This window comes from Devosia sp. FKR38 (assembly GCF_005222805.1).
Taxonomy (GTDB): Bacteria; Pseudomonadota; Alphaproteobacteria; order Rhizobiales; family Devosiaceae; genus Devosia.
The window spans coordinates 552,014-577,408 of record NZ_STGC01000005.1 but is presented as its reverse complement, the minus strand read 5'-3'; the positions used below and the strand labels follow the sequence as shown (position 1 = coordinate 577,408).

The following is a 25,395-nucleotide window of genomic DNA, read 5'->3' as shown; positions in this document are numbered from 1 at the left end:
TGCGGCTTTGCGGACCACTGTATAAGCGCCCTATCGGGAAAAACCACAAAAACACGGTTCATTGAGGGGGACGCATTGCCACAGGTAACCGGCCAGGCATGAGCCAGCCCCGCGTTGATTTCGCCATTGTGGGGGCGACCCCGCTGGCCCGGCTGCTCGCCGGCCTGCTGGCGGGCACGCATGGCCGCTCGGTGCTGCTGCAGGGCGAAAGCCATGCCGGCTATCGCCTGCCGCGCCATCTTGATCTCTCCATCGGCGCCATCACCCGACCGGCGACTTGGGCCCTACTGGGCGACATCGCGCCCGAAGTGCGACGGCTGGTGACCCGCATCGGCAAGCGTGCTGCCGTGGCGCGGCTCGATCCGCTGCTGGTGGCCCGCAGTGCCGCCGGCCAGGCCGCTCTGGGCCATGTGCGCCACATGGCCGCCGCCTTTGGCCATGCCGCCGAGCCGTTTCGCGGCCGCGGCCTGCCTGATGGCAGCAGCGGCGTATTGCTGCGCGATGCCATCCTGCTGCAGCTGACGGCCGCCGATGCCGCTGTCGATGAGTGGTTGCGCCGCCAGGGTGTCGAGCGCCTGAGCGAAAGCGAAATGCTCACCGTGCATGCGGATGGCTCCGGCCTCGCTCGGCGGGGCGACCAGACCATCGCCATCGGCCAGACCATCCTGGCCGATGACGCCGCCCTCCTCGCCCACCTGCCTCAGTCGCAATGGCCGGATCTACTGGTGCGCCAGGCGGCCAGCACGGTGCTGACCGGCGCCGTGCCGCCGCTGCCCGCGCGGGTGCTGCATGATCTCGACACGGGGCTCTGGGTGCATCAGCAGGCCGGCGGCATCATGGTCGCCTGCGGCCCCGGCTCCACGGGCACCACAGCTCGCCGGCTGGCGTCCCTGCTCGGGGACACGCACCGCTTCGAACAGGCCGGGCAATCGGGTTATACCAGCCTAGTCACCCGCGATGGCGCGCCGGCGGTGGGTCGCAGCGCTGGCATGGGGCCGGATGTGCTGGTGGGGTTTGGCCCCATCGGCGGCGTTCTCGCGCCCGCCATCGCCCGTTGGCTTTGCGGCGCGGCCACCCCAGCAGAATCGGCCTGGATGGGCAGCCATCTGGTCAATCGTTGCAATGTCGAGGGCGCTGCAAGCGTGCGCGACCTGGGGGTGGTGGCATGACACGCCCCCTCGCCCGCCTCGACCCCGCCCGTTCGCCTGCGCTGGCCGGCACAGCCATCGATCGGGCGCGCCCGCTGCAGTTCCGGCTCGATGGCCGCATCATTACCGGCTTTGCCGGTGATACCGTGCTCAGCGCCATCCTTGCCGCCGGCATCGACACTGTCGGCCCGCGCAATGACGGACCGCTGGCGCTGTCGGCGCGCTTTGCCCCCGCGATCGTGCCGGCATCACGCGGGCGCGGCGCGCAGCGGCCGCTGTCGATGGCGCGCACGCCCGCCACGGACGGCGCCGACTACGCCACCATCGGCGTCCATGATTCGCGCCTGCGCTCGGGCCGCCTGGCCCGTCTGCTCCGCCCGGCCCGCAGTCTCGGCCTCAGTCTCGAAGCGCCCGAGGGCCTGCCGGTGCCGTGGCGCACCATGCCCGGCGCCAATGGTCCCTCGGCCGATCTCATCGTGGTGGGTGGTGGTGTCGCCGGCATGGCGGCGAGCCTGGCCGCGGCCAAGGCGGGTCTGAGTGTCATCCTCGTCGAAGCCAGCCCGTTTCTGGGCGGTCACAGCCGCCTCTTTGGTACGCTCGACGGCGAAGAAACGCCCGACGCGGCCATAGCCCGCATGACTACGGCCATCTCGGGCAGTGACGCCATCACCGTGCTGCACAATGCCGAGGTCTTTGCCGCCCGCGCCGGCGTGGTACGGGCCCATGTCACGACGCTGGACGACGGCGTGGCCACAGCCAGCGTCGTGGATCTGACGGCCAAGGCCATCGTCTTGGCCTGCGGCACGGTCGAACGCCTGCCGGTTTTTGCCGGCAATCGCCTGCCGGGCACAGTGGGCACGCTCGAGGCCTTTGCCCTGGCCTATCATTATGGCGTCTGGCCCGGACAATCGGCGGTGTTTGCCACGGCCAGCAGCGCGGCCTATCGCCTGGCCATGCTGGCCAATGACGCCGGGATCGCCACGCGGCGCATCATCGACAGCCGGCCGCGGCCGCAGTCGCGCTTCATCGAATTCTCCCGTGCCTATGGCATCACCCAGACCACCGGCTCGATCATCGCTGCAGCAGAGCCCTCGCGCAGTGGCGCCGGGCTCGACATCGTGCCGCAACTGGCCAGTGGTGGCGCCCTGCCCGACAGCACTCTCAGCGCCGATCGCCTGGTGCTGTGCGGCGGCTGGCAGCCGGATCTGACGCTGTGGCACATGGCCGGCGGCGCCAGCCACTGGGCAGCCGACAGCGCGCGGCTTGAGCCGCAAGGCGAAATGGCCGGGCTGGCTCTCGCCGGCAGCGCCGCCGGCTGGCTCAGCCGACAGGCCTGCGTCAGCAGCGGCGCCGATGCCGTGGCGCAGCTCTTCGGGCACAGGCGCGTCGCGGTCACCGAACGCCTGCTCGATCCGATCTATGAAACGCCCGACGCCCCAGCCGCCATTGCCGATGCCAGCAGTGGATCGGCGCCGGCATTCCTTGACGCCGGCCAGCGGCAGAGCCGGCGCATGCGGGTCGATCAGCGCAGTTGGCTCGCGAGCCTGTTGTTCCGCACAAAGCCCCTCCTTGCCACCGCACCCGAGCCGCTGGCCGTGGCGGACGTCGCGGCCAGTGTGCAATTGGGCCTCGTGCCCGCCGTCAGCGCCGGCATTGTCGCGCGCGAACGCGTCGCCATGGTGAGCCTGGGGGGTGACGAGTCGCCACTGGTCGCGGACGAACCCGTCGCGCCGCTGGTGCCGGAATTCCTGGCGGGTCGTTTCGGCGCGCATCCGACGCTGTGGTCCATAGCCAGCGGCGACGGTCGCCTGTTCGAGATCGGCGCGCTGATCCAGCCCGATGCCGATCAGCGCGATCCCTTTGCGGCGGTTGGCGTGGTCGTGCGGGCCGATCGCGATGGCGCTGTGGCGCTGGTCGCGGCCAGCCATGGCGAGGCCGGACGCCAGCTGGCCCTGATCGAAAACGGGCGCAGCACGCCCATTAGCCTGGTCAGCGCCTTGGAAGGGGCTTAGGTCCGCCGCTCGGCCGAGGCGCGGGCACGACGCATGGTGTCGGCATATTCGGGATTGAAGCGCACTTCGGCCATCTTGATGGCCGCATCAATGCGGGCGCCCACAACAGCATCGGTGGGGCTGGCGCGCAGCAGGTCGAGATTGCGCTGCAGGTGCATTTCCAGCGCCTCGCCGGACTGGCCCCAGGCCTGGTCGAAGGTAGCGTTCAGCGCCATGGAATCGCGGCATTCGCGCACGGTGGCCAGCAGATAGACGCCGTTGATAGCCGCCAGGATGCGGTCATTGTCGAGCCGGTCGATGCTGCCCTCGCGGGCGCGGCGCAGGGCGAAATTGATGTCCGGCACCACTTCGCGCAGCCGCGGCTCGATGCGTTCGGAGACCTGCTTGGTCAGGCTCGAGAGCACCTGCGCCCAGCGGCTGCCGCGCTCGATCTCCACATAGCTGGTCAGGGCGCGCACCATACGATGGAAGCGCTCCAGGGCCCGGCAGATCAGGTCGACGTCTGCAAAAGGTCCGCCCGGCTGCAGCCTGTGCAGCTGGTTCTGCGCATGGGCCAGCATGGCATCGACCAGCGGGCCGAAGCCGTTGCGGGCCACTGCCTGCTCGCTTGCATTGCCCGAGAGCTTGATGATGGTGGTAACGAGGCGGGTCGGGTTGACCACCTGCCCCATGGCCGCATGGAACAGCAGCGCCGCCAGCGGCGGGTCCTGCAGCGGCATGGATTGCAGCGCCACGCCCAGCGCGGCGTCGTCGCCAATGGTGTTGACCGCCTTGCCGAAGGCCTGGGCCTTGGCCAACAGGTGCCGCGCCCGCAGCGCCGCCAGCAGCACTGGCAGTGCGGCGCGGGCTTCGTCGCTGCCCAACATGGCGCGCAGGCGCATGCGGGAATCATGGTCGGCATCGGCGACGGACAGGCCTTCCTTGATGCGCGTCATGATCTGAGGCAGCAAGGGATCAAGTGCAGCGGGGGTCAGCCGACCTTCCAGCACATCGTCTGCAGAAATGATGTCGTTGCAGAGGTCGCGATAGACCCAGGTCCAGCCGGCCATGGCCGACGTGCGGGAGACCGAGCCTGGAAAACTGAAACTCACCGGCTCATCGACAACCACGGACTCGATCAGACCGGCAAATGGCTTGATCGCCACCCGGCTTGCCCGGCTGGCCGGGCGTGGGGCGGCATCGTGATCGTCAGGACGGTTGGCAGCTTGGGACATCAATGCTGGGGGTCTGGGAAGCAATACTCCCCAGACCCTAACGCACGATGGTAAATAATGTTTATGCTTGTGGCGCCCCTCAGGCGGCCGACTTCTCGACGGCCCAGTTGCCGTTCTGCTCGCGGCAGGCCGTGCCCTTCTTGACGAACTCCTGGGCGCCGACCTTCACGGTGTGGGTGAAATCGCGGCAATCGAGGTTGTTCACGCGCACATAGGGGCCGACGGCGACCGAGCCGGTGGTGCCCTTGCTGCCGGTCCAGGCGCGCGGGGCGCCGGGGCGGCCAAACTGCAGCGCATAGAACTGGGCGCTATTGGCTTCGGCCGAATCAGTGGCGGTCATCAGCGCGAGGGCGCCGCTGTCGATGAAGCCGTTGGCGACGTTGGTGGTGGCGAGCGCCTGCTGGGTGGTCTGGGCAGGGCTGGCGACCAGCGGCGTGGCCATCACCGGTGCGGTGATGACAACCGGCGCCTGCGCCACCTGGTTCGTGCCGGTGCTCGAGCACCCGGCCAGGGTCAGGGCGAGCAGCGGGGCGGCGAAAATGGCGAAGCGGTTCATCTGTTTGTGTCTCTGCGTGTCTGGAAAGGTCATGTTGGCGCAATGCGGCAAAAGTGCGTCATGTCGACGGTCTGGTCGTCGCCGATATACGGGCCGAAGGCAGGCTCAATTCAGCCAGCAAACCGCCCAGCGCAGACCGTTTCAGCGCCAGCTTGCCGCCATATACATCCACTAGTTCCTTGACGATATCGAGCCCCAAGCCGCTGCCGGGGGTTTTCTCGTCCAGTCTGACACCGCGACGCAACACTTTGCCGGCGTCTTCCTCGGTCAGACCGGGGCCATTGTCCTGTATGGCCAGCACCAGCATTGTCGCATTGTCGATGCGCTCGGCTACCAGCGCGACATTGACCTTGCCGCGTGACCATTTGCAGGCATTGTCCAAGAGATTACCGGCCATTTCCTCAAGGTCAGCCTCATCGCCGCGGAACCAGGCCAGCCCAGCCGCCGGCTCGGTCCAGCCGATCTCGACCTGGGGGTGGATCTTGCGCATCACCCGCACCAGCCGTGTCATCACTGCGGCCGCATCGGCCTTCTTGCCCACCACCGAGGTGCGCGCCGCCATGCGGGCGCGGTCGAGATAGGTGGCGACAATGGCGCTCATCTTGCCGCTCTGGTCGAGCACGACATCGGCCAGCGGCCCTTTGTTGGCACCGGCCTCATTGCGCAGCACGGCGATGGGGGTCTTAAGCCCATGAGCCAGATTGCCCACCTGGTTGCGCGCCCGTTCGATGATTTGCGTATTGGAGCGCAGCAACTCGTTGACCTCCTCGGCCAGCGGGGCAATCTCGCGGGGATAGGTGCCGGTGACATCGGCGCTGTCGCCGGACCGCACGGCTTCGATGGCCTGGCTCAGCCGGGCAATGGGGCGCATGGCAAAGCGGGCGACCATGGCGCTCATCACCGCCAGCATCACCCCCACCGCGCCCAGCACAATGAAGGCCTGGCCGCGGAAATCGCCGACCAGTTCGAGGATTTCGCTGAGATTGCCCGTCACCACGATCTGGTAGGTCTTGGGCGCCAGGGTCACGGTGCGTTCCACCATGCGCATCTCGGTACCAAAAGCATCGGTCATGATGGCCGTGCGCCGGCCCATGCCGTCGGCGGCGCTGGTGATCTCGGGGAGGTTGATGCCGACCACAGATGAGGAGAGATTGTAGAGCACGCCATCGCTGTCGCGGATGGCCCAGTACCAGCCCGAGCGGGGACGCCCGAATCGCGGATCGGTCAGGGCGATGTCTGGGCTGGTGGGGTCGGTGGTTTCGAGCAGCGCGCCGACCAGGCTCTCGACATGGAAATCCAGCGTCTCGGAGAGCGATGTGTCGAGCGCCCGCGAATAGAGATCGGTGAGCAGAAAGCCCGTCGCCACCAGCGCCACGATCAGCCAGCCGGCCGACAGCCAGAACAGCGATGCCGCGATCGAGCCCTTGCGCATCTGCTTCACGGCCGCGCGTCCCAGACGAACGCGGCGGTCACAGCCAGGCTGGCCTCATGCAGACGCCGGGCCAACCCTAGTCTTCCGCGATCTGGTAGCCGAGGCCGCGCACGGTCTGGATGCAGTCATCCGGCAGCTTCTTGCGCAGGCGGCCGACAAAGACCTCGATGGTATTGCTGTCGCGGTCGAAATCCTGATCATAGAGATGCTCGGTCAGTTCGGTGCGCGAGATCACCTTGCCCTTGTGGTGCATGAGATAGCTCAGCAGGCGCAGTTCATGGCTGGTCAGCTTCACCGACTGGCCATCGACGGTCACCTTGCCCGAGCGCGCATCGAGCCGCACCGTGCCGGCGACGATTTCATTGGAGGCCAGGCCCGCCGCGCGGCGCACCAGGGCGCGGATGCGGGCCAGCACTTCTTCCATGTGGAACGGCTTGGCGACATAGTCATCGGCGCCGGCGTCGATGCCCTGCACCTTGTCGCTCCAGCGGTCGCGCGCTGTCAGCAGCAGCACCGGCATGGTCTTGCCGGCGCGGCGCCATTCCTCCAGCACGCTCAACCCGTCCATCTGCGGCAGGCCGATATCGAGCACCACCGCGTCATAGGGCTCGGTGTCGCCCAGGAAGTGCCCTTCCTCGCCGTCAAAGGCCACGTCCACGGCATAGCCGGCCTCGGTCAGCGCATCCTTGAGCTGGCGATTGAGGTTGGTATCGTCCTCGACGACAAGTATGCGCATCGGCGGCCCCCGGAAGTGCGACTGGTCTTGTGCGGCTGGACTATTGGGCGTCCAGCACCAGGTTTTCTGCTGCGCCCGAGGCGGTCAGCACACCGATCTTATAGACGAGTCGACCGCCCTCGTCACAAACGGCGACATTGAGCACCTGGGCGCTGCCGTCGATACCGGCCGAATTCAGCACATCGGCCAAGGACATGATCTGGCCGGAGGACACGGCTTCCTGGATCTGGCGATTGTCCAGGCACTCAGCCTGAGCGACCGTGCCGCCGGCAAGCGCCAGCACAAGGGCCAGGGCAATCGTCGCTGGAAGATGGGGAATCGAGGTTTTCATGGGCCCACACTACGGCGCGGAAACTGAATGGGACATGAATGCGGCACCCGCTCAGAACGCCTTGGGCAGGCCGGCCTGCTTGAGCGTCTCATTGGCTGTATGCCGCGACTTTGTCCCGGCGTCGATGGTAAAATAGCGCCCAGCGACGGCATAATTCTCTCTCGCATTCTTGCTAGCTGTAGAACCACTACACCTGCGGACGCAGGGCATTCCGTTCAGGCCATCATATCTTCTCTGCACTACCGGCATCCTTGAGGATAGCGTTGGCCGTGTGTCGGCTCTTGAGATTGTGCGGCACGATCATGACCTTGCCAGCCTGGTCGACCCATTTCTCGTGCGAGCCCTTGGCATTGCCCAGCTTTGTGTAGCCAAGCCGACGAAGCTCACCAATTATCAGCTTGTAGTAGCCCGCGACCAATCATGCCGCCTCTGGCACAGGACGTTGCCAGATGATCGTCGGGATCAGGTCCTGCGGGGGGATGGAACGCAGCTCTTCTTTGGTGACATGGTTGGCGATCACCAGGCCTGGTGCCAAATCGAGCATAACGGCCTCGAACTCGGCGATGGTGGTCGCCTCGATATGCAGGCCGATAATGTCGCTTTCCGCGAAGTAGACCTCTGCCTCGTCGTCCCAACGGGCGGTCACGGTGAACACGCGCTTTGCCATCGGCGTCCTGTCCCGGTTTGAGTATGCCTACCTACAGATATCGGCGACGCGGGGCCTGAATGCAACGGCCTTGCGTCACCCCTGCCCCGCGCCGGTCTTGATGCCCTGGCGCAGAAAGATCAGCGCCAGCGCCTCCATGATCATCTGGCCGGACGAGCCGCCCTCGAGCGTCGGCAGGTCGATGCCGAAGGCCTGGGCAAGGCCGGCCAGCAGCATGAAGATGGCGGTAATATAGGTCTTGTAGCCGTTCAGAATGTCCATGGCGGACCTCCCCTTGTGTGGTGATTGAGATGGTAACGGACTGCCGGACGCGGCCAGCGCCGCCGACCGGATGGCGGCGACGCGGCGGGTCCAGCCCTTGCCGAAGGTGGCAAAGCCCTTGAGCCGGCTGAGGAACCCAAGCCGGGCGTCGCAAAGGCCGGCGATCAGGCTTGCAAGGGCTGGCCCGGCGTTGCGCGTGGCGATTGCAGCAAGCGTGATCGGGCCGATCCGGCCATCGGCCACAACGCCCAGCAGGCGCTGCATCTGGCGGATCGCCCGGTCGGGCCCGGAGTTGACGGCGAAGTCGAACAGCGCCAGGTCGAGCCCACTCGGCAGGTCGTCGGCCTGGCAACGCTGCCAATAGAGCGCCCGATAAATCCGCGCCGCCTCTGGCCTCTGCAATCCGCGCACCTCAGCCTTTGGCAATGCCCACCAGGGTGACACCTGACGCCAATCGGCCAGTGTTCGGCGGGTGATACCCAGATTGGTGGCGCCGCCGGGATCGGCGGGATGGTCGGCATAGCCGCCCTCGTGCCCCAACACGATTGCGAGGCAGGCTTCAAAGCGCGCTTCAGCCATGGAACTCTCCCGTTGCACCATATCCCGCGCCCAGCACGGGGCTGATCTGGGCCACAGCGAAGTCAAAAGCGGTCGCCGGACCGCCGAAATCGCTGGTCTGATCGGCCAGCGCGTAGAGCGCGGACGGCGCCGTCAGCTCCAGTGTCCGCAGCGTCAGTCCGGCGCTGGTGATGGTCAGGGAATAGCGCTCCGGCACATGCTCCAGCGGCACGTCGAGCAGGCCCCAGCCGGCACCATCGGCGCGACTGCAGCGCTGCCAGGTCAGCGCGATATCGCCGCTATCCAGCCGAAGCGCCCGCAAATGCACCGGTGGCAGCGGCAGGGCCGGCGCCGCGTCCAGTGAGATCTCCAGTGCCGTACCGGTCATATCGTCACTGCCGGCATAGGCGCGCAGGCTCCTCGTCTCGCCCAGCCAGTCCGCCGCCAGCGGCAGGCTGGCCACACGGCCATCGAGCAGCATGACGCGCCGACCGGCGGCAATGGGTCCCCTGGCGGGGCCACTGCCCTCCAGCCCGCGCAGCAGGTGGCTCAACCGATAGCGCCCCGGCGCCACCAGCACCGCCTCGGCAAAGCCGATCACCTCCCAGCCTCCGGCGTCGGTCTCGACGGCCAGGCGATTGCTGCCCGCCAGCGCCGCCTGCGGCGTCACCGACGCGAGATGGCCGGCATAGAGGATGATTTCAAAGCCCGTTCCGCGATCCCAAACCGCGCTTGGCCCCGGCCCCAGGGCCGTTGCCGTCTCGCCCAACCCAGCACCGCGCTGCAGCGTCAGCAGGTTGGCGCCGGTGGCGGTGTCGGCCAGTTGCAGCGTACCCGGCCAGGGCGTGGCATGGCCACCAACCACCAGGCGCGACTGGCTGGGGTCGTCCGGCAGCGGCGGCAGATGCGCCGCCACCAGCAGCGGCACGCTGGGTAGTTTGACCCCCGCGCCCGCCGCCAGCGGACGGTCCGGCGCGCTGGCCACAGCGCCATCGCGCGGCAGGCTGCGCGCGCTGATGCGCCGCGTGGCGCCGTCGCGGATGTCGGTGATTTCGAATGGTCCGTCGGTGATCCCGGCAATGGCCAGCAGATCACCCGCTTCCAGTTGCAAGGCGTTTGGTGGCAAGGCCAGCTCGACGGTCTCGATCCGCCCGCCCTGGGCATCAAGCAGGCGTTCTGCCGCCAGTCGCGCCGCCGTGCCATCGAGCACCAGCGGCAGGGATTCCGTCGCCAGCGCCCCCTCTTCCAGCGCCAGCGCCGTCACGGCACCTCCGAGATAGTCGCGTTCGCGGTCGACAAAGCTCAGCGCCAACCGCCCCGGCACTTCGGCGGGGTCGCTGCGCTTGCGCGCCAGCACCGGCCCCTCGTCCTCTGCCAGATGCTCGGGCGCGACGGTCAGCGCCGTGGTCGGACGCGGCCGCGCCAGCCACAACCCATCGCTGCGATTGGCCACGCTCTGCCCTGTCGCCGCCAGCAGCGGCTCCAGCGCCGCCCGTGCCGTGCTCACCGTGCCCAGCGCATAGCCCGACACAAAGGGCAGAGCCGGTTCGGCCTTGAGTGCCACGCCATGCTCGGCAGCGATGGCTAGCGCCAGCTCGTCGCTGGCCAGCCCGCCCAGCCGCCCGGTCAGCCAATGGCCGGCGCGGTGATTGGTCCCGTCCGACCAGACGTCGAGCCGGGCCGGGAAGGCCGGGTAGGGCCGCGCGTCCCAGCTCCACAGATAAAGCCGATCGACATCCACCATGCCTGGCGGATTATGCGCGCCATCGCGCCAATAGGCCTGGTGCGCCCGTAGCAGTTGGCGCTGCATCAGCGGGTCCGTTAGGCCCGAGGAAAAATATGGCCGCCCGCTTTCGGCGCTCTTGGGGTCGCCGAAGATATTGGGCTGGTTGGCGCCCTTGTCGACCGCGCCGCAGCCCAATTCCGTGAACCAGATCGGCTTGCTGGCCGGCACCCAGGCCGTCGGAGACGCATTGCGCACGCCGCCGGGGCGGTCGTGATGCGGCTGGCTCCACCAGCTGCGGATATCCTTGTAGCGCCACACCCAGGGCTCGCCATGGGCGCCGTCGGTGATCGGCGTGCGGTTCTGCGCCTGCCGGTCGGCGTCGCCGGCATAATACCAGTCAAAGCCCTCGCCGCCCGCGATATTGGCGCGCAGATAGTCCAGCCCATAGGGACTGGCCGCGTCTTCGGCGTCGCGATGTCCGGCGCCGTCGCGCCAGTCCGCCAGCGGCATGTAGTTGTCGATGCCCACCGCGTCGATGGCTGCCGAAGCCCAGAGCGGATCGAGGTGGAAGACCTTCTCGCCCCCCGCCTGGACGCCGGAATACTCGCTCCAGTCCGCCGCATAGGTCAGCCGCGTCGCTGGTCCCACAATGGCGCGCACCTCGCTCGCCAGACCCACCAGCGCATCGACAAAAGGAAAGCTGGTGCCCGGCCCGCGCACGCCCGTCAGCGCCACCATTTCGCTGCCGATGATGAAGGCGTCGACGCCCCCTGCGCTGGCCGCCAGCCCGGCATAATGCAGTACCATGCTGCGATAGCGCGCGGCGAAATCGGCCACCTGCGCACTCGCCGCCGCGCCCAGATGCGGTGTGCCCGGCTGCCCGGGCGCCGGATCACAGGTGACGCGGCCGCGCCAGGGATAGGCCGGCTGGCCCGTCCCGCCATAGGGGTTGGGCAGGCTGTTGCCTGCAGCAATATCCATCATGATCAGCGGATAGAGCGTCACGCCCAGGCCGCGCGCCTTGAGATCGGCGATGGCGGCGCGCACCGCATGGTCCGACGGCGTGCCGCCATAGGCCGCCCCGCCGGCATGGCTGGTCACCACCGGCACATCGCCGCGCCCCAGCCCCATCACCGACCAGTCGGTGTCCAGCATCGGGCGCACCGCGCCTTCAACGCGTGGCGTGATCTGGCATTGCCCGCAGCGCAAATCGTCGCCAAACCAGGCCACCACCAGCGCCACATGGCGCAGATTGGGGCAGAGCGCGGTCAGCTCGTCGATCGACCAGTTCCAGTCGCTGCCACCGCCCGGCACATGGATATTCTCGCCCGTGCTGGCGCCCGGCCCGAGCAGGCGCAGGCGCGGCACAGGGTCATAGCCAAACTCTGTCGCGCCGGGGATCAGCGTCACCGCGCGGATCTGCGGCTCCAACTCGCCGACCACGCGGCACAGCTCGACGCTCAATTGCGGAATGCGGTTGCCGAAGCGGCTGAGCGGCAGGCTTTCCACCACGAGGTAACACAACCCGCGATAGGCCGGCGCCACGCCCTGGGTCGCCTCGATCAGCCCGTCGGGCAATTGTGTCTGCGTGCCGCGATAAAAGCGCAGCGTCAGCCCGCTGGTGTCGAGCAATTGCCCATCAGCCCAGATGCGGCCTAGCCGCTGCACCTCGCCCTCGCAAAAGGCCACGGCAAAGCTGGCGCCCACTTCGTCGGCCTCGCTCTCGCCCAGCCCCTTGGCCCCGGCGCTATCGCCGCCCAGCCGTTCGAGTTCGCGCGCCCAGATAATATTGCCCGCCAGCCGGCTCCAGCCATAGAGCCGGGGCACTGCCCCACCCTCGCTCGAGCCCTGCAGGCGGATATCGGCCGGGGCAGTCTGCGGCGCCTCGCCAAAGATCGCATTGTCGATGGCGCTACCAGCCAGGGCACCCAGCGCCCGCCCGATGGTGGCGCCGATGGGTCCACCCACCAGGCCTCCCACAGCCTGACCGGCCAGCGACAGAGCAAGAGTTGCCATCAGAAAATCCTTGTCAGTCGGGCCGCTCGGCCCGGTCGGGAAACGTAAACCGCCCCCAGATGCGCTGCGCCCAGCCCTCGGTCAGATTGGCCTCCACCACGCCCAGATGCTCCTGGGCATGGATGAAACGCGTCGGGCTGACCAGAACCGCGCAATGGCGCGGCCCGGCATCGCTGCCGATGCGAAACAGCACCACCTGCCCCGCCGCCAGCGGCGCCTCGGTGGGCAGCAGAAAACGCGCAGCGGCGTCCGCGAGGGCGCCCGCATTTGCTGGGTCGCGCCGATCCGCGCGATAGGGCGGCACCGGCCCGGGTTCCTCGCCATAGAGCGCGCGCCACACGCCGCGCAGCAGGCCCAGGCAATCGCAACCGGCCCCTGCCATCGCCGCCTGATGCCGATAGGGCGTGCCCAGAAAGCTCTGCGCTGCCGCGACCACCCTGTCACCCGTCATGGCACCACCGCCTTGCCGTCGAGCGCATCGCCCTGGCGCGGATGGCGCAGCACATAGTCGCTGCCCGGAATATGCGGAAAGCCGCGGAAGTTGACGGCATTGCCGAACTTGGCCTTGCAGGTCTCAAAGCGCCGGTCACAGCCGGCTGTAACCTCAAGCGTATCGCCCGGCGCCACCCAATCGCCCACGCGCAGGGCAAAGCCCAGCGTGTCATTGCCGCCGCTGCGCCCATGGCTCAGCACGCCATCGCGCAGGCCGGTCCGCTTTCCGCTGAACCAGGCCGCGCTACCGAAGGCAAACCATCCGGCTTCGTAGCCACCCAGCCCGCTCACGCGCACCCGGTAGGGGTCCTCCACCGTCACCACGGTTGCCGTGCCGCGCCATGTGCTGCTGGCGAGACTCACCCCACACCGGCTGTCGCCCAGCCGGGCGTCACACAAGCTCTGGTAGATGCGGCCATGGGTGGCGTTCAGCCCCTGCTGGGCCGAACGCAGTTCGGCACGGAACACGCCGTCTTCGCGCGTGATCTCGCCAATACTGTCGCGCCGCAACAGCAGGCGCTGGCTCACGTCAGCCCAGTTCACCCGCCAGGTCTCGACCTCTGCGCCGTCATAGCGCCCGAGCAGAATATCGTCTTCGCTGATCGCCTCGGCATCGAGCACGCCGAGCACCTCGGCGGTGTCGACCTGGCTGCCCAGCCGCGCCGGCACCGTGCCGCCATCCAGCCCATTGGCCGGGGCAAAGCTGGTGCCATCAAAGCTCAGCACGCCGTCATGGTCAGTGAAACCGAGCACCAGTCCATCGCGCCGCGTCAGCCGCCAGCAATGGCACAGCGTCGTTTCGCCCTGCGCCAGATGGGCGGCAAACCCTGCCTCGAGCTGTCTCATGGCAGGATCTCCACCAGGGGAATGCTGGGCGCCTCGGCGCCGTCAAAACTGGTCAGCTCCACGTCGAGCCGGTCGGTGTCAAAGCGCACCGGCACGTCGAACAGAAAGCCCGCTGTGATCGCCGCGCCGCTGGCCGGCGGTACGGCAAAGTTGATGACACCCGTCGTACTGCTGACACTCCAGCCGCTCGTCCGCTCCACGCCCGCCACCGCCACCCGCACCGAACCCGCCACCGGCTTGCTGATCGGGCGCAGATAGGGGTCAAAGCTGGCGCCATAGCGCTTGGTCAGCTGGAAACTGGTGCGGCTGCCGTCGCCCGTGCCGATCAGCTGGTCGGTGGGCAGCGGCACCGGCCCGCCGCTCGAATGGTCGAGCCCGTCGCGCCACAAAAAGCCATGCAGCCGCCCGCGCCGTTCCTCGAAAAACGCCAGTACCGCCGCCATATCGGCGCGCGACTTGACGCCATAGCCGGCGTTGTAGCGGCGGCGGCTGTGCTGCCAGCGCCCATTGCGCTGCTCGCCGCCGCCCGCCAGCGTCACTACATCGGTGCGACGCTCCGGCCCGCCCCGCGCCCCCAGCGCAATATCGAGCGGAAAGCGAATGGCATGAAAGGCCATGGTATCCTCCGAGTCTTCAGTCAGCCTCCCCTCCCCCTTGAGGGGAGGGGTTGGGGGTGGGGGTAGTTTGGTGTGTCACTGACGGCCCCCCATCCTCATTCCCTCCTCTCAAGGGGGCGGGAGGCGAAGGAGCCGCCAGGTCTGCTGGCTCACGAACCCCGCGTGCCGCGCCGCACGGCCCGCAGCAGCATGGCGCTGAGGTCGGCTTCGGAGGCGGCAAAGCTGCGCGCGTCGCTGGCAGTGACATTGAAAGTGACATTGACCGCGCCGTTGCCGCCGCCGCCCACGCCCAGCCGCCCATCGGCGCCGCGTTGCAGCGGCAGCACGGCCTCGGGCCCCGCCTCGCCCATCAGACCGAGGCCCCCGCCATGCGGAAAATAGCGCGGCGTGGCGATCACCCCGCCCTTGGCAAAGGGCGTCACGCCGCCCAGCGCCGGATTGGTAGCGGTGAACAATTGGCCCACCAGTCCGCCGAGCAGATCGCCCAACGGCTTGACCGCCGCCTTGAGCGCAATATCGGCAAAGCTGCGGGCAATATCGCCCAGCAGCGACTTGAACGACTTGCCCTCGGTGAGCGCGCCGCGAAACGCCGTCGAAATGCTGCGAGCCACGCCATTGGCGAGGTCACCGATGCGGTCGAGCTCGGTCGCCACGCTGCCCAGTTCGTCGCGGAACCCGTCGGGAAACAGTTCATCGGCCATCGGGGAAACGCTCCATCAGTCCATCGAGATCGCGCCGCTCCAGCGGCCCCGCCCGGACGCCCATCAGCGCGCCCCAGGCCGCCGCCAGCTCGCGCGGCGTCATGCGCCAGAATTGCTCGGGCGGCAGGCGCAGCACGCCAAGGCCAAAGCGCATGGCGTCGCTCCAGGGAAAGGGCGTCATGCCGCCTCTCCAAAGCTGGCCTTGAGCAGGCGCACGGCGATCTCGGCGGCGCCCTTGAGCCCGCCTTCGATGCTGAGCCGCGCCAGATCGTCATCGGTGATGGCGTGGCCACCGCCGCGCAGTCCGGCCCCGAGGATCGCCGTGAGGTCACGGGCCGCGATGCGACCGGCGCTGAAACGCTCGGCCAGCCCGACCAGGTCCCCGGCTTCCAGCCGGCTTTCCAGTTCCGCCAGCGCGCCCAGCGTCAGGCACAGCGTCATCACCTCGCCGCCAATGGTGGCGTCGATCTCGCCCCGGTGTGCAATGGCCATGGATCAGTCCCTTTTTGTCAGATGGCGGCAAAGCCGAGTTCGCCGGCGCTTTCCAGCGCCAGCTCGAAGGTCACTTCCCCGGCATGGTCGGCGGCAAATTCCAGCGCCACGATCTGGAACGGCCCTTCGACCACGCCGAAATCGGGCAGGATCAGCTGCCAGTTGCGGATGGTGCCGGCAAAGAACAGCGCGCGGATCTGCGCATCCGACGCGGCGTCCTTGAACACGCCGCTGCCCGACACTGACGCCCGCTTGATGCCGCCGCCGGCCAGCAACTCGCGCCAGCGCCCGGCGCTTTCCTGGTCGGTGGTGTCGACGCTGGCGGCGTTGAAGGCCAGGCTCCGCGTGCGCAGGCCGGCCACGGTGAGAAAACTGCCCGCCCCGCTCTGGTCGAGCTTGAGCAGCATGTTGCGTCCGCTTTGGGCGGCCATGGTTCTGTCCCCTGTGATTGCGTTAACGGCCGGCCCCTAGCCCGCCTCGCTGAACATCCGCAGGCTCACGGCGGCCCTGGCCAGCCCGGTCTCTGCATCGATCACGCTTTCGGTGCGCATATGGTCGATATGGCTGAGCACCAGCCCCGGCGCCTGCAGCGCCAGGGCCAGCGCCACCACGCGCTCGGCCATGTCCAGCGCCCGCTTGCGGCTGGGCTGGTCGCCCCAGCAGGCCAGCAGCAGCCGATGCTCAAAGCCCGGCGTGCCATCGCCGTCGCGCGGCGCCAGGTCATGGCGGGCAATCGCCACATAGGGCGGCGGCCGGTCGCGCGGCGCGGCGTCAAACACGCCGTCCGGTCCGGTGATGGCCAGCAGCGCCGCATCAGTCTTGAGCGCTGCCACCAGCGCCGTCTGCACAAGCGCAATGGGATGCATGGCCTACCCCGTGAAGCTGGTTTCGCTGCAGGCGCAGCTGAGAAAGGCGCGGCGCCCGTCAAGGTCCGCCGCGCTCACCACATCGAGCGCCCGGCCGCGATAGAGAATGCGGTCGCCCGGGGCGATGTCGCTGCGAAAGCGCAGCACCACCGCATGGGAAATCTCCACCGCGCGGCCATCGGCGCTGGTGCCCTGCCGCCCGCGCAGCGAGCGCACCCGCGCCCAGACGCTAGCCAGTGGCACGAAGAGCGCCACATGGCCGCCTTCTGGCTGGCTCACCATTTCGCGGCGCCTGAGCGTCACGCGGTCGGTCATGGTGCCGATGGGCGGACGAGCCTCGCTCACAGCCGCACCCGCCTGTAGCCGGCCACCAGCCGGTCAAAGCCCGATGGCACCACCGCGCCTGACCCCGCCACGATCACCGCGTCGCGGTGCTCGAACCAATAGCCGAGCAAGACCAGCAGGGCCTGGCGGATATCCTGCGGCACGTCATCGGCGTCCGTCCCGAAGCCGGCCCGATAGTCGATCTCGAGCCCCTGCCGCTCGCGCAGCGCCGGCATGCCGGCGACTGCCGCCGGTAGCACCAGCGCCTCTGGCTCGCGCAGGAATTGCGCCAGCGGCACGGCATGGCCCGCCCCGGCATCGTCATAGGCTTTGATGGCGATGACATTCAGCAGCGGCCCGACCGGCAGCCGCACATGGCGGTTGTCCGGCCAGGCGTCGAGCACCACGCGCCAGTCCTGCGCCAGCAGCGCCCGCCCGGTCACGCCCTCGATATGCAGCCGCGCCGCGCCGATCAGCGTCGTAATCAGCCCGTCCTCGGCGGCATCATCCACCTTGAGAAAGGCCTTGGCCTCGGCAAGCGCCACCGGCTCCTGCGCGGGTCCCGCCAGAAGATAGGAAATCATGTTTTTGCCTTTCGGCTCTCTGTCAGTGGGGCACGGCGCCGCGATGTGAGGTCCGTCAGCCTGAGTCAGATGGAGTGGAGGCCCGCGCACCGGAGCGCAGCGTACTGTGAGTACGTGAGCACCGGAGCACAGGGCCTCCGCTTCCGGTGGCCAGGCTCACGGACCTCACGAAGTGGCGAACTTGAGGAGCTTGATGGCGTCATAATCCGCAATGCCGCCACCGACGCGCTTGGTGGTGTAGAACAGCACATAGGGCTTGGCGCTGAAGGGGTCGCGCAGCACGCTCACGCCCTGGCGGTCGACGATCAGATAGCCGCGGCGGAAGTCGCCAAAGGAAATCGACAGCGAGTTGGCTGTGATGTTGGGCATGTCCTCGGCCTCGACCAGGTCAAAGCCCATCAGCCGCGCCTTGCCATCGGCGGTGGCCGCCGGCTGCCAGAGGTAGTTGCCGTCGGCATCCTTGAGCTTGCGCACCGCGCCCTGCACCTTGCGGTTCATCACCCAGGAGGCGTTCTGGCGATAGCCGGCCTTGAGCGCATAGACCAGGTCAATCAGCACGTCGCTGGCATTGTTGGTGGGCAGCGCCCCGGCCGCGCCGGTGGCGATATAGCCCAGGTTCCCCCAGCTCCAGCTCGCCTCGGCCACCGCCGTGGCCGCCAGGAAGCCATTGGGCTTGTTGACGCCATTGCCGGTGACAAAGGCCGTGGTCTCCTGCGCCGCAAAAGCCGCGTTGACCTCGTCGGCGATCCACTGGCCCACGTCCACGGCGGCATCGTCGAGAAAGGCCGCCGTTGCCGCCGGCATGGCATAGAGCTCCATGGTGGGGTAGCTCAGCTCGGCCAGCGTCTGGGACGCCGTGATCGGTCGCGCCGCCGTCTCGCCAACCCAGCCCACGGCCGGCCCGGTCACCGAAATGGGGCGCTTATAGACCGCGCCCGACACCTGCCGCACGCCGGCAATGGCGCGGATCGGCGAGAGCACCGTCATCAGCCGGGTGATTTCCGTCTCGGTCTCGGGCGGCACCACATAGCCGCCATCGGCATTGACGCCAATCGAGAGTGCCTTTTCCTCGCCGCGCTTCACATAGGCCGAAAAGGCCGCCTTGTGTTCGCTGTCGGTCGGGGCACCCTTGCCGTCGAGCTGCGGACGGGCGCGGTCAAGCAGCGCGCGGTCCATGGCCGCCTTGTTGCTGTCGAGCACGGCATTGAGCCGGTCGAGCTTGCCCTCCAGCAGCCCGTCGGCGCTGCCGCGCTTTTCCAGCTCGCCCAGGCGCTGGTCATTGGTGGCCTTGAACTCTTCAAAGGCGGTCGAGAACTCGGCGAAGAGAGCGGCAATATCGCCCCCTGCGCCGGCCTTGGTTTCAAGGCCGTCACTGCTGGTGGTCATCAGGGTCTGTCCTGTCAGTTGCGGATGGATTGAGTGGCGGCCGCAATGGCGGCGCCGGTCGCCAGGTCGGGGCGCGCGATGCGCGCGTCCTCGAGCATGGGGAAAGTCACGATGGAGATTTCATAGAGGTCGATCTGCCAGAGCTGGCGCAGGCCATTGGCCTTGGTCGCCCGCACGGTGCGAAAGCCGATGGAGAGGCCGTCCAGCGCCCCCTCGGCAATCAGCCGCCGCAGCGCATCGGCGCGTTCGACGCCGGGCACCAGATGGCCGGCGACGAACAGGCCATGCCCGTCTTCGGCGATGCTGTCCCAGATGCCCACCGGCTCCTTGGGGTCGTGCTGGAACAGCATGCGGATGCGGTTGCGCCGGCGGGCGAGGCTGCGGGCAAAGGCACCCGGCATCACCACGTCGCCGCCATCATCGCGCCGGTTGAATACGCTGGCATAGCCGGAAAAGCGCCCGTCGGCATCGAGCGGAATGCGCCCTTTGGGCGGCGCCATCAGCGCTTGCTGCCCGGTTTGCCGGGCGTTGGCGCGCTCGTCTTGGGCTGGGCCAGCGTGCCGGCCAGATTCCAGGCGAACTGGCGGAACGTCTGCTGCGCCGTCTCGCGATTGCTCTTGTTTGCCATGGGCTTAGTCATCCTCTCTGAAAAGGCGATTCAGGCTGGCGATTTCCTGCACGAAGTCGTTGAAGTGTTGATTCACCTTGGCCATCTCCCGAAGCGCCCACACCAGAAGGGCCGAGGCACCACTGGCCCACAGGAACAGGGCCAGATGAGCCAGGTCCCCACGCTCGATGACGGTGCGTGTGAGGTCGTCCATTTTATGTCTCCTCAAAAGCCTGTGGTCCGATGGGACCGCTATGGAGAATAAAGCGGCCCTGGTACGGTCAACCGACCGTTGGGCTGGCGACAATCGGGGGCATTGTTTTTGAACGACATTTCCGGCCGGACTCGTGCGTCTTTGCGGCGTGCGGTTGACATTTGACATGTCAGTTTCGGAAGATTCTTGCGCATGATTAGTGCTTTGCTCAGATCCCCAACATCGCCCGCTTCTCCGCGTCGCTCAAAAACTCTGCTCCGCCCACCCGGCTCCACAGCGCCGCGCGATCCTCGGCCAGCGCTTCGACGCCGTCGAAGTCCGGCACTATCGTCGCGCCATCAAATGCCGGCCCCAGCCAGGTGCTGAGTTCGCTGGCCACGCGGATTACCAGCGGGATCAGTGTCTGCCGCCACAGGGCGCGGTTGGCTTCGGCCAGATTGGCATAGGTATTGTCGCCCGGCAGGCCGAGCAGCATGGGCGGCACGCCGAAGGCCAGCGCGATGTCGCGTGCGGCGGCATGGCGGGCCTCGATGAAATCCATGTCGCGCGGCGTCAGCGCAATGGTCTTCCAGTCCAGCCCGCCTTCGAGCACCATGGGCCGCCCGGCATTGCCCGCGCCGGAGAAATTGGCCTCCAGCTCGTCCTTGAGCCGGTTGAACTGCTCCTCGGTCAGGTTCTGCCCGGCCGAATAGACCAGGGCGCCGCTGGGCCGCGCCGCATTGTCGAGCAGCGCCTTGTTCCACTGCCCGGCGGCATTGTGGATATCGAGGCTGGTCTGCGCCGCCTCCAGCGGCGCCATGCCATAGTGATCATCCAGCGGGTGAAACAGCGCCATATGCAGCACCGAGGGCACCGGCCCCTCGTCCTGCCGCAGCCGGATGGTCCGCCCGCCGGCGGTATAGTCATAGGCCATCGGCCAGCCGTCGCTGCCGGCCACCACCTTCATGCGATCGGGCCGCAGGCAGAACAGCGCGCGCACCTCGCCATCGACAATCCCCGCCTGCAGATAGGCATTCCCCGCCGTCTGCAGATAGGCATAGATGGCCTCGAGCAGTTCCCCACCCGACTGCCGCCCATTGGGCCGCGCCACCAGGGTCGCGAGCGGATGCTCGTCCACCCGCCTGCCTCCCTCGCTCACCACCAGTGGCACCCGATTGGCGGTTTCGGCGATCAGCCGCACGCAGCGATAGACCACCGGGTTCTTGCCAAAGCCCTCGTTGACGAGGCTGGCAAAGCCGCGATGGCTCCAATTGGCCGCGCCCAATTGGCTGAGGCTGAGCAGCGTGTGCCCGGCAAAGGCCTTGCGTTCGGCCGGCGCGTTGTCCCGCCCGCCGAGCAGGCGGTTGATCCAGTTCGGCATGGTGTTGTTTTCCTGTTCTCGGTCGGGCGTGGCGCCCTGCCCCTAGAGCCCGCGCACCCTGGGCATATTTTGGTTGAGCAGCAGTTCGGTCACCGCCCAGACCAGCGCATCGACGCGGTCGGGTGAATGGCCGTCGCTGCGGCCGTCGGCGCCAAAGGCGCACATTTCGTCTTCCAGCGCCGTCAGCCCCGGCACATGGCGCACAAGTCCCCGGCCATAGAGCGCGGCCACGGGTTCGGCGCGCAGCCATTTGCCGCGATTGGCATGCACGGCACGCACGGGGACAGTCGCGTCCACCTGCGCGATCACGGCCTTGACCAGATCACCACCCTGGTTGACCTCGGCCACGATGGCGTCGGCCTTGTGGGCGTGAAAGGCCGCTACGGCGCGGCGCGCCCAGGCCAGCGGCGCCGCCGGCTTGAGCGTACAGTCCTCCAGCACCACGGCGCCCTCGCCCACCCGCGCAGCCACGACAATGCCGCAGGCATCCGAGCGGGCCGTACCGGTCACCGGCGGGTCCACGGCCACGATCACCCGCCCCGTCTCGTCGCCAGCAAAGGGCTTGAACATGCCCCGCTGCCAGAGTGCGCCCGGATCGTCTTCGATCAATTCGCCGTCCAGCTCCTGCCGGCCCAGCACTGTGCCGCGATAGCGCTCGACGACGCGCTCCAGAAATCCCCGTGCCAGAAAGCGGTTCTGGTCGGTGCGCTGCCGGGTCACCGCGGTGCGCGGGTCGGCCAGAAGCCGGCGGATCAGCTTGGTCGGCCGCGGCGTGGTCGTGGCCATCTGGCGCGGGTTCTCGCCCAGGCGCAGGCCAAATTGCAGCATGTCCCACGCGGCCTCACCATGCGGCCATTTGCCGATTTCGTCAGACCAGGCGGCGGCAAATTGCGGCCCCCGAAACCCCTCGGGATTACTGGCCGAAAGGACGTTGGCCGTCACGCCATTGGGCCAGGTCAGCGTCTTGTCGCGCAGCACTGGCATCTCCTGCTTGGGATGGACGCTGAGCAGGCCGCTCGGCCCGCACACCATGACGGCCAGCGCTTCGGCCATGGTCTGGCCCACCAGCGCGATCGGCGTCACGCCCTCCGTGGCAAGTCGGCGCACCCATTCGGCGCCGGCCCGGGTCTTTCCCGCCCCGCGGCCACCGATCATCAGCCAGGTGGTCCAGTCGCCCTCAGGCGGCAGTTGTGCCGGCTCGGCCCAGGTCAGCCAGTCGAAATAGATCTGGTCGAGGTCACGCGGTTCGAGCGCCATCGCCAGGGCGATGTCGGCGTCCTCAACGCTGCTGCTTGAGCTGTTCAATGCGGGCAACCAGTTTGTTGCGGATGTCGCTGGTCTGCTTGTTCTGTGTCGGCCGGCCCGCGCGCTGCGCGCCGTCAATCTCGATCAGCTTTTCGAGTGTACGGGTCATGATGCTCAGCAGCGCTGCGTTCTTGTCCAGCCGTGTCTCCGGGCGGCTCTCACCCGCCTCGTCCACCCCATTGCTCATCAGCTTCTCCAATTGGCGCACCTGATTGTCCAGCGCCCGCAGCATGCGGTTGATCATGGGCGCAACGCGCTGGTTGCAGTTGTGGCGCGGCTTCCAGTTGTGCGTTTCGCGGCGATAGCGCAGCTGCGCCGCCGTCACGCCGTGGGCCTCGTAAATCTCGACCAGCCGGGCATCGCCCTGCTCATAGTCCCGCTGCACCGCGTCCCAGTCGATGGTGCCGGTCGCGGTCGGGATCTCTTCAAGCATGGCTGTCTCGCTGCCGGTGCGGCCCCTGCCGACTTACCCAGTTCTCCGACTATGCCTGAACAATAGCATGGCCCCGTCACGCGGGGATTTGTTGGATAGTTTTCTGCGCACCCGGCTTCCGGCGCCGGTGGGCCCCTCCCCCCAAACAAGAAACGCGCCACCCGTGTTGGGCAGCGCGTCCTTTGCATGTTTCAATCGTCTATGCCGTCGGCGCCCTCTGTGGCGCCGCGGTTTCGCTTTCGATCAGAACTCGTCCCAATCCTGTTTGACGGCCGCATTGCCCGAGGAGCGGAAGGCGGTTGCGGCGGCCTTGGCCTTTTGCTGCAGCGCCTTGATGCCGCGGGCCGGGGCTGATTGACCGCTCGCTGTCGGGCTGGCGGTGCGGGCGGCATCGGCCCCCACCACGAAGCGGTCCACGATCTGGTCGAGCTCATTGGCCTGGGCCTCGGTCTGCTCGATGGCCGCATTGGTCTGTTCCACCAGCGCGGCATTGTGCTGGGTCATCTCGTCCATCTGACGCACAGCGGTGGAGACTTCGGAAATGGCGTTGGACTGTTCGCGGCTGGCGCTGGAGATACCGCGGATCAGGGCGGCACTTTCGGTGACGCCGGCCAGCATGTCGTTGAGCTTGGTGGTGGCTTCGCTCACCAGCTTGCTGCCCGAGCTGACCTCATTGGCCGATTGCTCGATGAGCACCTTGACCTCGGCCGACGCCGAGGCGGCGCTCTGCGCCAGGCGGCGGACTTCCACGGCCACCACGGCAAAGCCCTTGCCGGCATCGCCCGCCCGAGCGGCCTCGACCGAGGCATTCAGCGCCAAAAGGTTGGTCTGGAAGGCGATGTCGTCGATCAGGCCGATGATATTGGAGATCTTGGCCGATGAGGTGGAGATGCGTTCCATCGCCTCATTGGACTTGGCCATCACCTCGCCGGTGAGCGCGGCCGTCTCGGATACGGCCTGGGCCTTGGTCGAGGCCTGTTCGGCGCGCTTGGCGTTCTCCACCACGGTGCCGTTGAGCTGTTCCATGGCCGCCGAGGTTTCCTCGATGGCTGCGGCCTGCTTGGTGGTGCGCTCGGCCAGGTCATTGGCGCCCGCCAGGATTTCGCCCGTGGCCGTCTTGAGCCCGCCTGAGGTGCGACGCAGCTGGCCGACGACGGCGCCCAGATTGTCGACCACCGCATTGGTGTCGGCCTTGAGCTGGGCAAAGGCGCCGCGATAGTCGCCGTGCATGCGCTGGGTCAGGTCAGTCTGGGCCAGCGCCGCCAGCACCTGGCCGGTTTCGCCGACGCCGGCATCGACCGTGGCCAGCAGATCGTTGACGTTCTTGGCCACCGCCTGCAGGTCGGCGTCGGGGACATCAAGGGCAATGCGGCGGGTGAAGTCGCCCTCGATGGCCGCATCCACAGCCATGGCCAGCCCGTCCATCAGCTTGCCCATGGCGGCGGCGCGCTCGCGCGTCTGGCCGGTACGAATGGCCTCCTCGCCGTTCATTTCCTCGATTCTGAGGGCACTCTGGCGGAACACTTCGACAGCATCGGAAATGGTGCCGATCTCGTCCTTGCGCCCGGCATAGGGCACGACGGCGCGCAGTTCGCCACCCGCCAGCGTCCCAATGCGGGCGGTGATGTCGGTCAGCGGCTTGAGCACGCCCCTGAGCGTATAGAGCAACGCGCCAATCACCACGGCGAGCACGAGAGCCAGGATGGCGATAGTCACGACCACCACGGTGTTGGTGGTACTGGACGCCTTGGCGGCTTCAGTCTCGGCGCCCTTGACGTTGAGCTCAACCAGGTCCAGCAGCACGGCGCTGGCCTCGACGAATTCATCGCGCATTGGCCCGGCAAAGATGGCATTGGCCTCCGTGTTCTGGTTCTGCTGCGACAGCGCGAGCAGCTCCTCGTGGTGTGTCATGTAGTCGGACCACAGACGTTTGAACTCGCCCCAGCCCTTGCGCTCCTCTTCCGAGGAGATCAGTGCCTCGTAGCGGGCGCTCAGCGTCTCGAACTGGGCATAGAGGCTGGTGAACTCGCCTTCGACCTGCTTCATGATCTCAGGATCGGTGGACAGGATGTGGGAAGACTCAGCGATGCGCATGTCGGAGGTCAGCGTGTTCAGGCTGTGCACCGTGTCCACGGACGGCAACCAATTCTCCTCGATCTGCGCCACGCTGCTGGAAATGCCGAGCAGGCCGAGAATGGCGCCAGCGCCCTGGCCGGTCGCTGCAATGAGGATGGTAAAGAGCAGCGCGGTGAGCGCAAGCTTGATCGATGGCCGTTTCATATGTGGTTCCCTCAGCGAGCCGCAAAGCAGATTTCACGCAGTGGATCGCGAGAATTGTCGCCCCTTCAGAGGCCACCTCACCAGCGCGACACTGCTACCCATAGAATTACAGGCAAGTCGAACCGGGGGTTATCTTCGCCATAACAGGCGCCCAGACATCACCGATCTTCCCCACTCGGCGACAACTTCCTACCCGCCAAGTGATGGTGCGGCCCTGTTGAGTTTGGGACT

29 protein-coding genes and 1 pseudogene are annotated in these 25,395 nt (G+C 67.5%); 2 read left to right on the top strand and 28 right to left on the bottom strand.

The genetic code is table 11. The annotated features are described in order from the left end of the window. Nucleotides 1–98 precede the first annotated feature (98 nt). Both E8M79_RS07915 and E8M79_RS07910 read left to right on the top strand, forming a co-directional pair. Nucleotides 99–1,169, top strand: coding sequence for a hypothetical protein (locus tag E8M79_RS07915; RefSeq protein WP_171015779.1), 1,071 nt, complete (start codon nucleotides 99–101; stop codon nucleotides 1,167–1,169). Continuing rightward, complete coding sequence (locus E8M79_RS07910; RefSeq protein WP_137151395.1) at nucleotides 1,166–3,160, top strand: FAD-dependent oxidoreductase; 1,995 nt, start codon at nucleotides 1,166–1,168, stop codon at nucleotides 3,158–3,160. Before E8M79_RS07915 ends, E8M79_RS07910 begins: the two co-directional genes overlap by 4 nt. Here the strand turns inward: E8M79_RS07910 and E8M79_RS07905 are convergent. The 28 genes and pseudogenes from E8M79_RS07905 to E8M79_RS07775 form a co-directional block, all read right to left on the bottom strand. Further along, nucleotides 3,157–4,374 (bottom strand): hypothetical protein, encoded by a 1,218-nt coding sequence (locus E8M79_RS07905; protein WP_137151394.1) that lies wholly within the window; start codon nucleotides 4,372–4,374, stop codon nucleotides 3,157–3,159. The two genes, E8M79_RS07910 and E8M79_RS07905, sit on opposite strands and share 4 nt — an antisense overlap. 79 nt (nucleotides 4,375–4,453) lie before the next feature. Then, nucleotides 4,454–4,930, bottom strand: a complete 477-nt coding sequence (locus E8M79_RS07900; protein ID WP_137151393.1) for a hypothetical protein — start codon at nucleotides 4,928–4,930, stop codon at nucleotides 4,454–4,456. A gap of 58 nt (nucleotides 4,931–4,988) precedes the next feature. Beyond that, the gene (locus E8M79_RS07895; protein ID WP_248305046.1) at nucleotides 4,989–6,362 is read right to left on the bottom strand and encodes a HAMP domain-containing sensor histidine kinase; all 1,374 of its coding nucleotides are present in this window, start codon (nucleotides 6,360–6,362) and stop codon (nucleotides 4,989–4,991) included. 76 nt (nucleotides 6,363–6,438) lie between these two features. Continuing rightward, nucleotides 6,439–7,098, bottom strand: coding sequence for a response regulator transcription factor (locus E8M79_RS07890; RefSeq protein ID WP_137151391.1), 660 nt, complete (start codon nucleotides 7,096–7,098; stop codon nucleotides 6,439–6,441). A gap of 40 nt (nucleotides 7,099–7,138) precedes the next feature. Next, nucleotides 7,139–7,429, bottom strand: coding sequence for a hypothetical protein (locus E8M79_RS07885; RefSeq protein WP_137151390.1), 291 nt, complete (start codon nucleotides 7,427–7,429; stop codon nucleotides 7,139–7,141). A gap of 51 nt (nucleotides 7,430–7,480) precedes the next feature. Beyond that, nucleotides 7,481–7,576: pseudogene (locus E8M79_RS18580) on the bottom strand (type II toxin-antitoxin system HicA family toxin); the annotation flags it as partial. A 76-nt stretch (nucleotides 7,577–7,652) separates the two neighbouring features. After that, entirely contained in the window at nucleotides 7,653–7,847 is a 195-nt protein-coding gene (locus E8M79_RS07875; RefSeq protein ID WP_137151389.1) for a type II toxin-antitoxin system HicA family toxin, read from the bottom strand. Then, on the bottom strand, nucleotides 7,848–8,096 hold the full coding sequence (locus E8M79_RS07870) for a DUF1902 domain-containing protein (protein ID WP_137151388.1): 249 nt from the start codon (nucleotides 8,094–8,096) through the stop codon (nucleotides 7,848–7,850). A 75-nt stretch (nucleotides 8,097–8,171) separates the two neighbouring features. Beyond that, complete coding sequence (locus E8M79_RS07865) at nucleotides 8,172–8,936, bottom strand: glycosyl hydrolase 108 family protein (protein ID WP_137151387.1); 765 nt, start codon at nucleotides 8,934–8,936, stop codon at nucleotides 8,172–8,174. After that, nucleotides 8,929–12,657, bottom strand: a complete 3,729-nt coding sequence (locus E8M79_RS07860; protein WP_137151386.1) for a glycoside hydrolase/phage tail family protein — start codon at nucleotides 12,655–12,657, stop codon at nucleotides 8,929–8,931. The genes E8M79_RS07865 and E8M79_RS07860 overlap by 8 nt, the downstream gene beginning before the upstream one ends. 13 nt (nucleotides 12,658–12,670) lie before the next feature. Further along, on the bottom strand, nucleotides 12,671–13,108 hold the full coding sequence (locus E8M79_RS07855) for an NlpC/P60 family protein (RefSeq protein ID WP_137151385.1): 438 nt from the start codon (nucleotides 13,106–13,108) through the stop codon (nucleotides 12,671–12,673). Then, on the bottom strand, nucleotides 13,105–13,995 hold the full coding sequence (locus tag E8M79_RS07850) for a DUF2163 domain-containing protein (protein WP_137151384.1): 891 nt from the start codon (nucleotides 13,993–13,995) through the stop codon (nucleotides 13,105–13,107). Before E8M79_RS07850 ends, E8M79_RS07855 begins: the two co-directional genes overlap by 4 nt. After that, a complete protein-coding gene (locus E8M79_RS07845; RefSeq protein WP_137151383.1) occupies nucleotides 13,992–14,612 on the bottom strand; it encodes a DUF2460 domain-containing protein in 621 nt (206 codons plus the stop codon). Before E8M79_RS07845 ends, E8M79_RS07850 begins: the two co-directional genes overlap by 4 nt. Nucleotides 14,613–14,761: 149 nt before the next feature. Next, complete coding sequence (locus E8M79_RS07840; protein WP_137151382.1) at nucleotides 14,762–15,313, bottom strand: phage tail tape measure protein; 552 nt, start codon at nucleotides 15,311–15,313, stop codon at nucleotides 14,762–14,764. Continuing rightward, nucleotides 15,303–15,494, bottom strand: a complete 192-nt coding sequence (locus tag E8M79_RS07835) for a rcc01693 family protein (protein ID WP_137151381.1) — start codon at nucleotides 15,492–15,494, stop codon at nucleotides 15,303–15,305. The genes E8M79_RS07840 and E8M79_RS07835 overlap by 11 nt, the downstream gene beginning before the upstream one ends. Beyond that, complete coding sequence (locus E8M79_RS07830; RefSeq protein ID WP_137151380.1) at nucleotides 15,491–15,805, bottom strand: gene transfer agent family protein; 315 nt, start codon at nucleotides 15,803–15,805, stop codon at nucleotides 15,491–15,493. The genes E8M79_RS07835 and E8M79_RS07830 overlap by 4 nt, the downstream gene beginning before the upstream one ends. A 17-nt stretch (nucleotides 15,806–15,822) precedes the next feature. Then, nucleotides 15,823–16,236: a phage major tail protein, TP901-1 family gene (locus E8M79_RS07825; protein ID WP_137151379.1), complete on the bottom strand. Its 414-nt coding sequence runs from the start codon at nucleotides 16,234–16,236 to the stop codon at nucleotides 15,823–15,825. Nucleotides 16,237–16,272: 36 nt separating this feature from the next. Continuing rightward, a complete protein-coding gene (locus E8M79_RS07820) occupies nucleotides 16,273–16,671 on the bottom strand; it encodes a DUF3168 domain-containing protein (RefSeq protein ID WP_137151378.1) in 399 nt (132 codons plus the stop codon). 3 nt (nucleotides 16,672–16,674) lie between these two features. Next, nucleotides 16,675–17,016 carry a phage head closure protein gene (locus tag E8M79_RS07815; protein ID WP_137151377.1) on the bottom strand — a complete coding sequence of 114 codons (342 nt, stop codon included), beginning with the start codon at nucleotides 17,014–17,016 and terminating at the stop codon, nucleotides 16,675–16,677. Then, on the bottom strand, nucleotides 17,013–17,579 hold the full coding sequence (locus tag E8M79_RS07810; RefSeq protein ID WP_137151376.1) for a phage head-tail connector protein: 567 nt from the start codon (nucleotides 17,577–17,579) through the stop codon (nucleotides 17,013–17,015). Before E8M79_RS07810 ends, E8M79_RS07815 begins: the two co-directional genes overlap by 4 nt. Nucleotides 17,580–17,744: 165 nt before the next feature. Then, nucleotides 17,745–18,965: a phage major capsid protein gene (locus E8M79_RS07805; protein WP_137151375.1), complete on the bottom strand. Its 1,221-nt coding sequence runs from the start codon at nucleotides 18,963–18,965 to the stop codon at nucleotides 17,745–17,747. A gap of 14 nt (nucleotides 18,966–18,979) precedes the next feature. Continuing rightward, nucleotides 18,980–19,465, bottom strand: a complete 486-nt coding sequence (locus tag E8M79_RS07800; RefSeq protein ID WP_137151374.1) for an HK97 family phage prohead protease — start codon at nucleotides 19,463–19,465, stop codon at nucleotides 18,980–18,982. Next, the gene (locus tag E8M79_RS18665) at nucleotides 19,465–19,593 is read right to left on the bottom strand and encodes a hypothetical protein (protein WP_282568103.1); all 129 of its coding nucleotides are present in this window, start codon (nucleotides 19,591–19,593) and stop codon (nucleotides 19,465–19,467) included. The genes E8M79_RS07800 and E8M79_RS18665 overlap by 1 nt, the downstream gene beginning before the upstream one ends. Nucleotides 19,594–19,597: 4 nt before the next feature. Further along, entirely contained in the window at nucleotides 19,598–19,786 is a 189-nt protein-coding gene (locus tag E8M79_RS07795; RefSeq protein ID WP_137151373.1) for a hypothetical protein, read from the bottom strand. A gap of 208 nt (nucleotides 19,787–19,994) precedes the next feature. Beyond that, complete coding sequence (locus E8M79_RS07790) at nucleotides 19,995–21,146, bottom strand: phage portal protein (protein ID WP_137151372.1); 1,152 nt, start codon at nucleotides 21,144–21,146, stop codon at nucleotides 19,995–19,997. A 42-nt stretch (nucleotides 21,147–21,188) separates the two neighbouring features. Further along, entirely contained in the window at nucleotides 21,189–22,451 is a 1,263-nt protein-coding gene (locus tag E8M79_RS07785; protein WP_248304935.1) for a terminase family protein, read from the bottom strand. Continuing rightward, on the bottom strand, nucleotides 22,426–22,884 hold the full coding sequence (locus tag E8M79_RS07780; RefSeq protein ID WP_137151371.1) for a hypothetical protein: 459 nt from the start codon (nucleotides 22,882–22,884) through the stop codon (nucleotides 22,426–22,428). Before E8M79_RS07780 ends, E8M79_RS07785 begins: the two co-directional genes overlap by 26 nt. Before the next feature lie 243 nt (nucleotides 22,885–23,127). Continuing rightward, a complete protein-coding gene (locus tag E8M79_RS07775) occupies nucleotides 23,128–25,164 on the bottom strand; it encodes a methyl-accepting chemotaxis protein (RefSeq protein ID WP_137151370.1) in 2,037 nt (678 codons plus the stop codon). Nucleotides 25,165–25,395 lie beyond the last annotated feature (231 nt).